General features: G+C 68.4%; 11 protein-coding genes. 8 read left to right on the top strand and 3 right to left on the bottom strand.

What is annotated here, in order from left to right; translation table 11 throughout:
* Positions 1–678 precede the first annotated feature (678 nt).
* From BW730_RS12005 to BW730_RS11970, 8 genes are all read left to right on the top strand, one after another.
* On the top strand, positions 679–1,431 hold the full coding sequence (locus BW730_RS12005) for a DeoR/GlpR family DNA-binding transcription regulator (protein WP_077686445.1): 753 nt from the start codon (positions 679–681) through the stop codon (positions 1,429–1,431).
* Between the two features lie 17 nt (positions 1,432–1,448).
* Positions 1,449–2,840 (top strand): dihydrolipoamide acetyltransferase family protein, encoded by a 1,392-nt coding sequence (locus BW730_RS20080; protein ID WP_077686444.1) that lies wholly within the window; start codon positions 1,449–1,451, stop codon positions 2,838–2,840.
* Between the two features lie 17 nt (positions 2,841–2,857).
* Positions 2,858–4,225, top strand: coding sequence for a dihydrolipoyl dehydrogenase (gene lpdA / locus BW730_RS11995; protein WP_077686443.1), 1,368 nt, complete (start codon positions 2,858–2,860; stop codon positions 4,223–4,225).
* 27 nt (positions 4,226–4,252) lie between these two features.
* Positions 4,253–6,712: an alpha-ketoacid dehydrogenase subunit alpha/beta gene (locus tag BW730_RS11990; RefSeq protein WP_077686442.1), complete on the top strand. Its 2,460-nt coding sequence runs from the start codon at positions 4,253–4,255 to the stop codon at positions 6,710–6,712.
* Between the two features lie 13 nt (positions 6,713–6,725).
* Positions 6,726–8,078 carry a PHP domain-containing protein gene (locus BW730_RS11985; RefSeq protein WP_077686441.1) on the top strand — a complete coding sequence of 451 codons (1,353 nt, stop codon included), beginning with the start codon at positions 6,726–6,728 and terminating at the stop codon, positions 8,076–8,078.
* Positions 8,075–9,235, top strand: a complete 1,161-nt coding sequence (locus BW730_RS11980) for an SDR family NAD(P)-dependent oxidoreductase (RefSeq protein ID WP_077686440.1) — start codon at positions 8,075–8,077, stop codon at positions 9,233–9,235. Before BW730_RS11985 ends, BW730_RS11980 begins: the two co-directional genes overlap by 4 nt.
* Positions 9,236–9,440: 205 nt before the next feature.
* Positions 9,441–9,740: a hypothetical protein gene (locus BW730_RS11975; protein WP_077686439.1), complete on the top strand. Its 300-nt coding sequence runs from the start codon at positions 9,441–9,443 to the stop codon at positions 9,738–9,740.
* Between the two features lie 17 nt (positions 9,741–9,757).
* Complete coding sequence (locus BW730_RS11970; RefSeq protein WP_145952836.1) at positions 9,758–10,084, top strand: hypothetical protein; 327 nt, start codon at positions 9,758–9,760, stop codon at positions 10,082–10,084.
* Between the two features lie 771 nt (positions 10,085–10,855).
* Here the strand turns inward: BW730_RS11970 and BW730_RS11965 are convergent.
* The 3 genes from BW730_RS11965 to BW730_RS11955 all read right to left on the bottom strand — a co-directional run bounded on the left by BW730_RS11965 (position 10,856) and on the right by BW730_RS11955 (position 13,013).
* The gene (locus BW730_RS11965) at positions 10,856–11,233 is read right to left on the bottom strand and encodes a GNAT family N-acetyltransferase (protein ID WP_077686437.1); all 378 of its coding nucleotides are present in this window, start codon (positions 11,231–11,233) and stop codon (positions 10,856–10,858) included.
* Positions 11,230–11,670 (bottom strand): NUDIX hydrolase, encoded by a 441-nt coding sequence (locus BW730_RS11960; RefSeq protein WP_077686436.1) that lies wholly within the window; start codon positions 11,668–11,670, stop codon positions 11,230–11,232. The genes BW730_RS11965 and BW730_RS11960 overlap by 4 nt, the downstream gene beginning before the upstream one ends.
* A 788-nt stretch (positions 11,671–12,458) precedes the next feature.
* Complete coding sequence (locus BW730_RS11955; protein ID WP_077686435.1) at positions 12,459–13,013, bottom strand: maleylpyruvate isomerase N-terminal domain-containing protein; 555 nt, start codon at positions 13,011–13,013, stop codon at positions 12,459–12,461.
* Positions 13,014–13,156 lie beyond the last annotated feature (143 nt).

Below are 13,156 nucleotides of genomic sequence, written 5' to 3'. Positions count from 1 at the left end.
GGTCGATCGGTGACACGCCGAGCCCGCGGTGCGATCGGGCCGACGAGCCCGGAATGCTGCTCAACGCCATTCCGTGCCCGACGGCGTCCGGCTCGGTTGGCCCTGTGGTGATGGGTGGGTGCCGGGGTTCCCGTTGAGCAGTAGTCGCTGGTCGATGGGCGACACGCCGGGCCGGCGGCGCGATGCGGCCGACGAGCCCGGAATGCTGCTCAACGCCATTCCGTGCCCAGCGGCGCCGGCTCCGCCGCCCCTGTGGTGATGGGTGGGGCGCCCGGGTTCCCGTTGAGCAGTAGTCGCTGGTCGATGGGCGACACGCCGAGGCGGCGGCGGGATCCGCTAACGAACCCCGAATGCTGCTCAAACCCACTGGCGCTCCAGTGGCGTCCGGTTCCGCCGCCCCCTGTGGTGGTGAGTGCGCACCGGGTCTCCCGTCGAGCAGTAGTCGCTGGTCGATCGGCGACACGCCGAGGCGGCGGCGGGATCCGGCTAACGAACCCCGAATGCTGCTCAACGCCAGTCCCGGCAGCCCGGCCCGTCCGGGGCCCGGGGAAGGTCGACGAAACCGGATCGTGAGCATATGCCCAGACTTTTCCGAAAGGTCGACCGGAAGCCCGAAGAGCGCTTATCGTTGGTCATGCGAAAGTGATTCGAAACGCAAACGAAAGCAGCCGCCCGACAATGACCGTCGAACGAGTACAGCGCGAGGACCAGATCATGGCGCGCCTGAACGACGACGGTGCCCTCACGGTGTCCGGTCTCTCGGCCGACCTCGGCGTCTCCGAGGTGACCATCCGTGGCGACCTCCGCACGCTCGAGAATCGCGGGCTGCTCGTGCGCACGCGCGGCGGCGCGCGACCCACCACCTGGAAGTCGGTCCTGCAGCGCGAACAGATCAACGTGGACGCCAAGCAGCGGATCGCCCAGAAGGCCGCCTCGATGGTCCTCGACGAGGACACGGTCATGATGGAGGCGGGCACCACGACCGCGACCATCGTGCGCTACCTCGGCGGCCGCCGCGGGCTGCAACTGGTCACCAACTCGGCGCTCGTGTTCAACAGCGCCAGGGCCAACCCCTCCCTCAACGTGATCCTCACCGGAGGGGTCTTCCGGCGCGAGTCGGAGTCCTTCGTCGGCCCGACCGCCGAGCGCGCGATCGCCGACTTCAACACCCGCCTCGCCTTCCTCGGCACCGACGGCTTCTCCCCGGAGCGGGGCCTCACGACCCGCTTCGTCGAGGGCGGCCAGATCGCGTCGCAGATGAGCGGACGCGCCGAGGAGACCTGGCTGGTGGCCGACTCGTCCAAGTTCGGCCAGGCGGGCTTCGTCAGTTTTCTGCCCCTCGACAAGGTCACCGGGATCATCACCGATTCCGGCCTGTCGCGCGAGGCAGTTGAGGCACTACAAGAGCACACCCGCGTGTGCGTCGTCTAGGAAGAAAGAGAAGGTATATGGCAACCGTCGTAGTCATGCCGCAGCTCGGCAACTCGGTCGAGTCCTGCCTGATCGTGTCGTGGCAGGTCGCTGTCGGCGACGAGATCACCGAGAACGCCATCGTCTGCGAGGTGGAGACCGACAAGGCCTCCATGGAGGTCCCCGCCTCTGCCGCGGGCACCGTGCTTGCCATCCTCTGGGATGAGGGCGACGACGTGCCCGTCAAGGAACCGCTGCTGGTCGTCGGTGCCGCGGGTGAGGACCCGAAGCCCGCCCTCGACGCCGCAGGCTGGAAGGGCAAGGACGGCGAGGAAGCAGCCGCCGCGCCGCAGGACGCGCCCCAGGCCGCCGCAGACGAGGCGCCCGCCGCGACCTCCGCCGTCGAGGCCGTCCGCGCAGAGGCCACCGGCGCCTCAAGCCCCCGCGCCCGCAACCTGGCCGCCGCCAACAACCTCGACCTCGCCACCGTCGCCGAGGGCTCCGGCCCCGGCGGGCGCGTCATCGAGCGCGACGTGCAGGCCGCGCTGGCCGACACCACCCGCGGCGCCGCCCGCGCAGGAGCCCACGGGGCAACCGCCCAGGGCACCGGCATCGGCGGCCGCGTCACCACCGGCGACCTCTCCGCCCCCGCCACCGCAGAGGCAGAGGCAGTGCAGGCTCCCGCAGCCCAGGCGCCCGCGTTCGCCACCTCCGGCACCCGCGAGTACCCCGGCGCGACCACAACGGCCCCGCTCAAGGGCATCCGCAAGGTGATCGCCGAGCGCATGATGGTCTCCCTGGCCAGCTCCGCTCAGCTCACCTACACCTCGACCGCCAACGCGGCCGGGCTCCTGGCGCTGCGCAAGAAGCTGAAGGGCTCGCCCGAGGAACTCGGCCTCAGCGCCATCACCATCGGCGACCTCGTCGGCTTCGCCGCCGTCAAGACCGCCGCCAAGCACACCAGCCACAACGCCCACCTGAGCGACGGCGTCCTCACCACCTTCGAGCAGGTCCACATGGGCTTCGCGTGCGACACCCCGCGCGGCCTGCTGGTTCCGACCGTACGGAACGCGTCGCAGATGAGCCTGCGCGAGTTCTCCGCCGTCAGCAAGGACCTCGCCAACCAGGCGATCGGCGGCAGCATCAACCCCGACCTGCTCTCGGGCGCCACCTTCACGGTCTCGAACCTCGGCGGCTTCGGCATCGAGTCGTTCACCCCGCTGCTGAACGTGCCGCAGGTGGCGATCCTCGGCGTCGACGCGATCTTCCCGCGCGCCACGGTCAACGCCGACGGAAGCTTCGGCGTCGAGCAGCGCATCGGCTTCTCGCTCACCGCGGACCACCGCGTGATCGACGGCGCCGACGCCGCCCGCTTCCTGCAGGACCTCGTCAAGTACGTCGAGAACATCGACGTCACCGTGCTCGGCTGAGAAGGGCGGAGACAATCATGAGTGACTATGACGTCATCGTGCTCGGCGGCGGCCCCGGCGGATACATCGCCGCGGAACGCCTCGGACACGCCAAGAAGAACGTGCTCCTGATCGAGGGCGACTCCCTCGGCGGCACCTGCCTCAACGTCGGCTGCATCCCCACCAAGGCGCTGCTGAACGCCGCCAAGACCTACGAGCACGCGCTGCACGGCGCCCAGTTGGGCGTCAACGCGGGCGACGTCACGGTCGACTGGACGCAGATGCAGAAGTGGAAGGACCAGACGGTCGCCACGCTCGTCGGAGGCGTCGGCGCGGCCGAGAAGAAGGCGGGCGTCACCGTCGTCAAGGGCTACGGCACCTTCGACGGGCCCGGCAAGGTCACCGTCGACGGCACCACCTACACCGGCGAGCACGTCATCCTGGCGACCGGCTCGGTCCCCGTGATGCCGCCCATCCCCGGCGCGCAGGACAACCCCCGCGTGATCGACTCGACCGGGATGCTCTCGGTCGAGCAGATCCCCTCGAGGCTCACCGTCATCGGCGGCGGCGTCATCGGCCTGGAGTTCGCAAGCCTCTTCGCGATGCTCGGCTCCGAGGTCACCGTCATCGAGATGCTCCCCGAGATCGCCCCGTTCATGGACGCCGACGTCGCGGCCCAACTCCGCAAGGCGCTGGCCGGCGTCACGTTCAACCTGAACTGCAAGGTCACCGCGATCGACGGCGGAACCGTCAAGTTCACCACCGCCGACGGCGCCGAGAACTCCGTCGACTCCGACGAGGTTTTGATGGCCGTCGGACGCCGCCCCGCCGTCCAGGGCTGGGGAGCCGAGAACTCGGGCCTCGAGGTCTCCGGCAAGGGCGTCGTCGTCGACGACCGGATGCGCACCAACCTGCCCAACGTGTGGGCCGTCGGTGACGTGACCGGGCGCTCGCTGCTCGCCCACGCCGCCTACCGGATGGGCGAGATCGCCGTCGCGAACATCCTCGACGCCGAAGCCCACCGCAAGGGCGAGGTGATGCGCTGGAACACCATCCCGTGGGCCGTGTACACCAATCCCGAGGCCGCGGGCATCGGCCACACCGAGGCCTCCGCGAAGGCCGCGGGCATCAACGCCAAGGCGGTCACCGTCCCCGGCTACCTGTCCGGCCGCTTCGTCGCCGAGAACGGCGTCAAGGCACCCGGCGCGGCCAAGCTCGTCTACGACGCCGACACCCTGCAGGTGCTCGGCCTCACCGTGCTCGGCAGCTACGCCTCCGAGATGATCTGGGGCGCCTCCGTCGTGCTCGAGACCGAACTCAACGTCATCGACCTGCGCCAGGTCGTGTTCCCCCACCCCACCGTCAGCGAACTCATCCGAGAGGCCGCATGGGCCGTCAAGGCCTGAGCGGAGAAGCAAGGAGAATCACCGAAAATGCCACGCAATCTCATCGTTGACCCGAGCAACGTACGCGCTCGTTCGGTCATCACGGCACCCGAGATTCCGGTCAACGCCTACGAGCCGAACTTCGAGCGCGAGCTGGAGACCTACGGCAAGGAGGGCCTCGTCGACATCCTGCACGACATGATCGCCGTGCGTCAGTTCGAGACGATGCTCAACTCGATCAAGACCACCGGCGCCTGGAACGGCGTCGAGTACAACCACCGCGGCCCCGCGCACCTGTCGATCGGGCAGGAGTCGGCCGTCGTCGGCCAGGCCTCGCAGCTCGACCCCGAGGACTTCCTCTTCGGCTCGCACCGCAGCCACGGCGAGATCCTCGCCAAGTGCTACTCGGCCTCCCGGAAGCTGGACAAGGCCCAGCTCGAGGAGATCATGAAGACCTTCCTCGACGGCGAGACCCTCGGCTTCGCCGAGCAGATCGGCTACGACAACCTCACCGAGCTCGCCGAGAACTTCATCCTCTACGGCACGGTCGCCGAGACCTTCGCCCGCAAGGCAGGCTTCAACCGCGGCCTCGGCGGCTCCATGCACGCCTTCTTCGCGCCGTTCGGCTCGATGCCCAACAACGCGATCGTCGGCGGCTCCGCGGACATCGCCCTCGGCTCGGCCCTCTTCAAGCGGATCAACCGCGAGAACGGCATCGTGATCGCCAACATCGGCGACGCGTCCATGGGCTGTGGCCCCGTGTGGGAGGCCATGGGCTTTGCGTCGATGGACCAGTTCCGCACCCTGTGGAAGGACGGCGTCCAGGGCAACCCGCCGATCTGGTTCAACTTCTTCAACAACTTCTACGGCATGGGCGGCCAGACCTCCGGCGAGACCATGGGCTACGACATCCTGGCCCGCGTCGGCCTCGGCGTGAACCCCGAGGGCATGCACGCCGAGCGCGTCGACGGCCTCAACCCGCTGGCCGTCGCCGACGCCGTCAACCGCAAGCGCGGCCTCCTCGAGTCCGGCAAGGGCCCCGTCCTCACCGACACGATCACCTACCGCTTCTCGGGCCACTCGCCCTCCGACGCGTCGTCCTACCGCAGCCGCGACGAGGTCGAACTGTGGGAGCAGCACGACGGCCTGAAGAACTACGCCGGCTACCTCGTCGAGAACGGGGTGCTTTCGCAGGGCGAGGTCGACGACATCCAGGCCAAGTTCGACGACCGCCTCACCAAGGTGATCGCGCTGGCCACCAAGGACGAGGAGTCGAGCCCTCGCGTCGGCATCGACTTCATCGAGTCGGTCATCTACTCCAACGGCAACGAGGAGAAGCTCTCCGACGCCGAGGTCGACCTGCTGCAGCCGCTCGAGGAGAACGCCCGCGTCAAGTCGCTGAAGTCCAAGATCCGCACCGCGAAGGACGAGAACGGCAAGCCCGTCTCGAAGGTCAAGGCCTACTCCTACCGCGACGCGCTGTTCGAGGCGATCGCGCACCGCTTCGCCACCGACCCGACGATGGCGGCGTGGGGCGAGGAGAACCGTGACTGGGGCGGCGCGTTCGCCGTCTACCGCGGCCTCACCGAACTGCTGCCCTACCACCGCCTGTTCAACTCGCCGATCTCCGAGGCCGCCATCATCGGCGCGGGCGTCGGCTATGCCCTGTCGGGCGGCCGCGCGCTCGTCGAACTGATGTACTGCGACTTCCTCGGCCGCGCCGGCGACGAGATCTTCAACCAGGCCGCCAAGTGGCAGGCCATGTCGGCCGGCCTGCTGAAGATGCCGCTCGTGATGCGCGTCTCGGTCGGCTCGAAGTACGGCGCCCAGCACTCGCAGGACTGGGCCGCGCTCGTCGCGCACATGCCCGGGCTGAAGGTCTACTACCCGGCCACCCCGTACGACGCGAAGGGCATGATGAACCTTGCGCTGCGCGGCACCGACCCGGTGGTGTTCTTCGAGTCCCAGCTCCTCTACGACGTGGCGGAGCAGTTCGAAGAGGGCGGCGTGCCGGAGGGCTACTACGAGGTTCCCGAGGGCGAGCCCGTCGTGCGCCGCGAGGGCACCGACCTGACCATCGCCGTCGTCGGCCCCACGCTCTACCGCGTGATCGAGGCGGCCGACATCCTCGAGGAGAAGTACGGCGTTTCGACCGAGGTCATCGACCTGCGGTTCGTTGCCCCGCTGAACCTCGACCCGATCGTCGAGTCCGTCAAGAAGACCGGGCGACTCGTGCTGACCTCCGACGCCGTCGACCGCGGGTCCTTCCTGCACACGGTCGCGTCGCAGATCCAGACGCTCGCCTTCGATCACCTCGACGCCCCCGTCACGGTGGTCGGCTCCCGCAACGTGATCACCCCCGCCGCCGAGCTTGAGAAGGTCTTCTTCCCGCAGCCCGAGTGGCTGATCGACGCGATCCACGAGCGGGTCCTCCCGCTCAAGGACCACGTCCCCTCGTCCAACCAGACCGACGCCGAACTCGCGCGCCGGTCCCGCGAAGGCCTCTGAGAGGAACCAGCACATGCGTGACGCGATCAACGACCCGTCGATCTCGCCCGCGGAGCGTTTGGCGGCCCTGCAGGACTACCTGCAGGGCTCGCCCTCGTTTCCGCCGTTCGTGACCGAGTCCAACAACCACGTCCACACCATCTACAGCTTCAGCCCCTACACGCCCGCCGCTGCCGCGCTCCGGGCACGGGAGGCAGGCCTGATGGTGGTCGGCTCCGTCGACCACGACTCGGCGGCAGGCGCCGGGGAGATGGCCGAGGCCGCCCGTCTGCTCGGCATGGGAGCCGTCACCGGCTTCGAGTGCCGCGTCTACCTGAACACCGCCGACGAGGTCGCCTCGGGCAACGCCCCGCTGCACGAGCGCAAGCTCAACAACCCCGACACCGCGGGCATCGCCTACATGACGGTGCAGGGCATCCCGGCGGACAAGCGCGACCTGGTCGCCGAGTACCTGATGCCGATCCGCGAGGCGCGGCTGCGTCGCACGGGCGCCATGGTCGAGCGGGCCAACGTCATCCTCGAGGGCCTCGGCGCCGAGCCGATCGACCTGGACCGCGACATCGTCGCGAGGTCGCAGTTCCTCTTCGGCGGCACCGTCACCGAGCGGCACCTGCTCGCGGCGATGGCGGACAAGCTGATCGGCCGCTTCGGCCGCGGCCAGGCCCTTGTCGACGGGCTCGCGAAGCTCGGGCTGAACCTGTCCGACAAGGTCGCAGATCAGCTCTCGGATGTGGACAACCCGCACCTGACGTTCGACCTGCTCGGCGTCATGAAGGCCGAGTTCCTGGGCCAGATCTACATCGTCCCCGAGCGCACCGAGGACGGCGGCGAGTGCCCGTCGATGGCAGAGGTCATCGACGTGGCCAAGTCGGTCGGGGCGATCCCGTGCTACGCCTACCTCGGCGACGTCACCGCATCGCCCACCGGCGACAAGAAGGCGGAGAAGTTCGAGGACGACTTCCTCGAGGAGCTCTTCGCCGAGCTGCGCCGCATCGGGATGCCCGCCATCACCTACATGCCGCCGCGCAACACGGCCGAGCAGATGGCGCGGATCGCGAAGCTGGCCGACGAGTTCGGCCTGCTCGAGGTCTCGGGCGTCGACATCAACACGCCCCGTCAGGTGTTCAACTGCGAGGAACTGCAGCGCCCCGAGCTGTCGCACCTCAACGACGCCACCTGGGCGATGGTCGCGCACGAGCAGTTGGCGAACGTCGACCTGTCGCTCGGCCTGTTCGCGCCCGACGGCCCGCTGGCGGCTAAGCCGTTGAAGGAGCGCGTCGTCGCCTACGGCGCACTCGGCAAGGGGATCGTCGACGGCGACCTGACGCTCGACGCGGCCGTCGCGAAGTTGAAGGGGCAGGCATGAGCATCGAACAGATCGCACCGCTGGTCAGGGGCGAGTACCTGCGTCGACTCGGGGTGCCTGTCGTTGTGACTGCGCTGCCGGACGCTGATTCCGGTCTCGAGGCGCAACAGATCGGCGAGCTCGCTTCGATCGCCCCGCCTGAGGGAGGGGACTGGGGCACTTCGTGGGTCGAGGTTGAGAGCGTTGACGAACTGCCTGCGGCATTGGCTGCCGCACCCCTTCAGAATCAGGGGCTGGTTGAGGTCGACGGGCGGAGCTACGGATACAAGGTGTCGACCGTCGGAGCACCCGAGCCGCTGCCGCACGGCAAGGACCCGGCCGCCTCGGCGGCCGCGGCCCGAGCCCGCGTGGTGCAGGGCAAGGTCGCCGTCGTGACGGGCGGCGCGCAGGGCTTCGGCGCCGAGATCGTCCGGGGCCTCGTCGCGTCCGGTGCGTTCGTCTACATCGCCGACCTGAACGCCGACGGCGCGGCCAAGCTCGCGGCCGAACTGGGCCCGAACACCGCGGCCGTCACGGTCAACGTGGCAGACGAGGCCTCCGTCGAGGCGATGGCGGCGCAGATCGCCGCGACCACCGGCGGGCTCGACCTGGTCGTCTCCAACGCGGGTATTGTCCGCGCGGGCAGCGTCCTCGAGCAGGAGGCGGCCGACTTCCGGCTGACCACGGAGATCAACTACACGGCGTTCTTCCTGATCACCAAGCACCTCGGTCGCCTGCTCGCGGCCCAGCGGCGCACCGCGCCCGACTGGACCACCGACATCATCCAGATCAACTCGAAGTCGGGGCTGGTCGGCTCGAACAAGAACGGCGCCTACGCCGGGTCGAAGTTCGGCGGCATCGGGCTCGTCCAGAGCTTCGCGCTTGAACTGGTCGAGCAGGGCATCAAGGTCAACGCGATCTGCCCGGGCAACTTCTACGACGGCCCGCTCTGGTCCGATCCCGACCGCGGCCTGTTCGTGCAGTACCTCGCCTCCGGCAAGGTGCCCGGCGCGACCACCGTCGACGAGGTGCGCGAGTTCTACGAGGCGAAGGTCCCGCTGCGACGCGGCACCTACGGCTCCGACGTGATGCGCGCCATCTACTACCTGATCGAGCAGGAGTACGAGACCGGCCAGGCCGTCCCCGTGACGGGCGGCCAGGTCATGCTGAGCAGCTAGCCAAGCGTGGTGGGGTTGGCATACCAGGCCCGCCCCGCCACCCGCTGTGGCCGGGGTGGGACTTGAGCATGTTTGGTATGTCGTTGCGTGACACGCCGTGGTTTCACGGCGTGTCGCGCAACGAGCAACCAAACATGCTCAAGGAACGGTCGGTGGTGCGGGCACCGTCAACGTGGGCCGAGGAAGTGATCGGTACGCTCAGGACATGACCGCCGTGTTGATCCTCCCGAGCCCGCTGCTGCCGGGCATGGTCTACCGACCACTGGTCGAGGCGCTCGCAGCCGAAGGGGTACGGGCCGAGTTGGCGTCGGTGCCGAAGGACCCGAGCGCGCCCACGCTCGTCGAGCAGTGGAGGGCGAAGTCCGCGGGGTTCGACGTGCTCGCCCCGCACAGCAACGCCGGCCTGATGGCGCCGCTGGTGGCGGGGAGGGCCAGCGGATCGTGTTCATGGACGCGTCGCTTCCCCCGACGTCGGGGACCTTCCCGATGGCCAACGGGCGGCTGACGGAGATGCTCCATGGGTTGACCGACAAGCGTGGTCGCCTCGAGCCGTGGACCCGCTGGTGGCCGCGCTCGGCCTTCGACGAGATCATCCCGGAGAAGCTGTTCCGCAAGGTCGACCGGGCCTGCCCGCAGTTGCCTGCCGACTACTTCAACTCACGGCTGACGGTTCCGGACGGGTGGGTCGACGGCCCGCACGCCTATCTCGCCTTCGGGATGGCCTACGGCGAGGAGTTCGAGGCGGCCCGCGAATGGGGTTGGGCGCGGAAGGCCATGCAGGGCGCACACCTGCACTTCATGGTGCGCCCCGACGACGTGGCCAGCGAGATCGTCGCCCTGGCCGGCTGAGCCGCGCGATCGCGGATCTGCCCAACCAGTTCCGTGCGTCCGTTGCCTCCCACAGCCGCTATCCGAGGTTGTGGTCGGCCGTTCCCCGAGCTTGTCGAGGGGTCCGAGTGGCAGGTGGGTCGTTTGCGGACGCTTCGACAAGCTCAGCGAGCGGTGGTGTCGTTCGGCGAGCTAGTCGGGAGGCGCTCCTGGAGCGTGTCGTTAGCCGTTCCCCGAGCTTGTCGTCAGTCGTTCCCCGAGCTTGTCGAGGGGTCCGAGAGTCGGGTGGGCGGTTGCGGACGCTTCGACAAGCTCAGTGACCGGTGGTGTCGCTCGGCGAACTTGTGGGGGCCGCTACCCGGAGCTTGTCGCCACCCGTTCCCCGAGCTTGTCGAGGGGTCCGATTGTGGTCAGGTGTGCCTGCCTGCCTGCGTCGGTTTCGACGCGCGCTTCGCGCCTTGGCGTGGCTCAACCCGCGGCCCGCTGGTTGAGCCATGTCGGGCGCGCAGCGGTCGACATCGGTCGAAACCTCGTGAGGTCTCCGCAGTCCCGAGTCCGCTGCCTGGCGTCTCGGCGGTCGCGTCTGTCGCTACTTGTCGACTCTTGGCTGGGTCACTGCGCGGTGTTGTTGGTTTCGACGCGCGTTGCGGCGCTTCGCGCCTTGGCGTGGCTCAACCCGCGGCCCGCTGGTTGAGCCATGTCGGGCGCGGAGCGGTCGACATCGGTCGAAACCCCGTGAGGTGTCCGCAGTCCCGAGTCCGCTGCCTGGCGGCTCGGCGGTCGCGTCTGTCGCTACTTGTCGACTCTTGGCTCGGTCTCTGCGCGGGTGTGGTTGGTTTCGACGCGCGTTGCGGCGCTTCGCGCCTTGGCGCGGCTCAACCCGCGGTCGGCGGGCGTTGCGGCGCTTCGCGCCTTGGCGCGGCTCAACCCACGGTCGGCGGGCGTTGCGGCGCTTCGCGCCTTGGCGCGGCTCAACCCGCGGTCGGCGGGCGAGCTGAGGCTTACCTTCGCGAGCCGGTCGACTACCTTCCTGTGTGCCAGCACCGAGTCCCAGGGCGGGTCGGTGAGATAGCGCGCCACCTCCGCCTGGCCGTGGATCCGCTCCAGCGCCTGGCTGTCATGAAGTTGGTGGGGCCGCAGCGTGAGTCGCTCGGTGGTGAGTCGGGTCACGCCCGACGCCGGAGCGCCGCAAGCGCGATGTCGACCAGTTCAACACGCGGGCCGGCCTCATCGAGCTGGTCGAGGCGGACCCACTCTGCCCGCTCCGTCGAGCCGTCGACCTCGATGGTGCCGAGCTGACCGCCGACGATGTGGGCGACGAACACGATCCGCACGCTCGCGAAGGGGCGGCGATCCTCGGTCGCGTACTGCGCGAACGAATGCGAGGTCAGGTACTCGTCGAGTTCGACCCGGTAGCCGGTCTCCTCGAACACCTCCCGCACGACGGCCGACTCGATCTGCTCGCCGAACTCGACCCCGCCGCCGGGCAGCGTCCACGACGCCCACTCGGGGTGCGACTGGCCGGTCCACCACGACAGCAGCACGGAATCGCCGTCGAGGATGAGGGCGTACGCGCCGACGCGGGTGTCGTATTCACTGAAGTGCATGACGCGAGCCTAGTGCTGTCGCCGGGCGCCGGGGTCGTGGCTGGGGTGGCGTTGAGCAGCATTGCGGGGTCGACGCCGAATCGTGAGTCGTGGCACGTTCACATCGGCATCGAACCCCGATTACTGCTCAACGCCCATCCCTCCCCGGCCAACAAAGGGGAGGGCCCGAGCAAGTATGAGTTGCTCGGGCCCCCACAGGGTGATCGACGCTGGCAACTCGTCGATCTGGATGAACGTCCCGGTATTCCTCCGTCAGCCCTGCCAGGCGACTCCGTGGGCCGCAGCCCCGGAAGGAGGAAGAAGGACCCTTCCATCCGGTGACCCTCAGGGGACGATCCCTCGGGTCAGGGTGGGTGGTCCGTTCCGCCGTCTCGTCTCGACGGCCCCGCGGATTGCTCCGCTGGGGAGGGAACTTCGTCAGCCCATCCAATTGTGACAACGGTTAGGCGTGGCCGCCATCGAGGACGTGTCCGCCATAACGTTCGCTCGCCGCCTTGCGAGCCCCTTGCGGGTGATGGACGTCGGTGTGGCTGTCCTCCGCTCCCCACTAGGTGTTTCCACTTGGTGGTTCGCGTATGACATGTCTACACGGTCCCATGGAGACCCGCAAGGAAACGCATGAACTCGAAGTGAACTCCCTTGTCAGAGCGGCGTGTCGCGCTTGACAGATAGTCAGAGATCTGTCCGGGAGATTGCGGCGTGTCGCTACCGGAAATGTGCTCCAGCGCCGGTTTGAATGGTGCCGCAATGTCCGGGGCGCGTATGAGGCGCCCCGGACATCACAGTCTTCAGGCCGTGGGTGCCCAGTTCGGGTCGCGCCCGATCAGCGCCACAAGGCGATCCTCGGGCGTGTGTGTCTCGTCGAGGACTACCGGATCGCCGAACTGGCCAGAGCCGGCAAGCATGTCGCGCATCGGCGTCATGCCCTCGACCATGCCGGCGACGACGTCGGAGTTCCAGCCCGCGTCCTGACCGGACGCCTTCGCCAGGTCCCAGGAGTGCATGAAGATGTCTGCGAGGTAAAAGTTGTCGAGGACCTGCGTCAGGGGTTGCTCCCCGGACGACGTGGTGACGACGCGGCTCATCTGCTCGTCGTCCTCGAGGAGTGCCTGGACGTTGGCGGAGTGCTCGCGCCACAGCGCGGCCGGATCATCGCCCTCGGCTACGGGCAGATCGACGCCCATCCCGGCCAGCATGCCGGGGAGCCACTGCGTCAGGTGCGTGACAACGTCACGGGCCTGCCATTCGGCAACGGGGGTGGGAGCGTCCCAGTCGGTGACCGCGTCCGCGATGGAGCCGAAGCGGTCGACGAGGGCGGCATGTCGGGTGGCTAGTTCGTTCATGGCAGACAGCCTAGTGTCGAGCGATGACAATATAACGAGAAGATAACGAAATGGCCGAAGGGGTGGAGACAGCGTTGTCTAGCGTGGGGTGGACGGCTTAGTGTCGGGTCAGGAGGTGCCGCAGAGTCGCGGCGCCGAGTCGA

The sequence above is a fragment of the Tessaracoccus aquimaris genome (assembly GCF_001997345.1).
Lineage (GTDB): Bacteria > Actinomycetota > Actinomycetes > Propionibacteriales > Propionibacteriaceae > Arachnia > Arachnia aquimaris.
The sequence above is the reverse complement of the archived record's forward strand: the minus strand, read 5'-3'. Positions and strand labels throughout refer to the sequence as shown.

What these genes read in the sequence shown, in the direction of transcription:
- lpdA (WP_077686443.1), top strand. Translation starts at nt 2,858, where the DNA reads ATGAGTGACTATGACGTCATCGTGCTCGGCGGCGGCCCCGGCGGATAC.
- BW730_RS12005 (WP_077686445.1), top strand. Translation starts at nt 679, where the DNA reads ATGACCGTCGAACGAGTACAGCGCGAGGACCAGATCATGGCGCGCCTG.
- BW730_RS11975 (WP_077686439.1), top strand. Translation starts at nt 9,441, where the DNA reads ATGACCGCCGTGTTGATCCTCCCGAGCCCGCTGCTGCCGGGCATGGTC.
- BW730_RS20080 (WP_077686444.1), top strand. Translation starts at nt 1,449, where the DNA reads ATGGCAACCGTCGTAGTCATGCCGCAGCTCGGCAACTCGGTCGAGTCC.
- BW730_RS11980 (WP_077686440.1), top strand. Translation starts at nt 8,075, where the DNA reads ATGAGCATCGAACAGATCGCACCGCTGGTCAGGGGCGAGTACCTGCGT.
- BW730_RS11960 (WP_077686436.1), bottom strand. Translation starts at nt 11,670, where the DNA reads ATGCACTTCAGTGAATACGACACCCGCGTCGGCGCGTACGCCCTCATC.
- BW730_RS11985 (WP_077686441.1), top strand. Translation starts at nt 6,726, where the DNA reads ATGCGTGACGCGATCAACGACCCGTCGATCTCGCCCGCGGAGCGTTTG.
- BW730_RS11955 (WP_077686435.1), bottom strand. Translation starts at nt 13,013, where the DNA reads ATGAACGAACTAGCCACCCGACATGCCGCCCTCGTCGACCGCTTCGGC.
- BW730_RS11990 (WP_077686442.1), top strand. Translation starts at nt 4,253, where the DNA reads ATGCCACGCAATCTCATCGTTGACCCGAGCAACGTACGCGCTCGTTCG.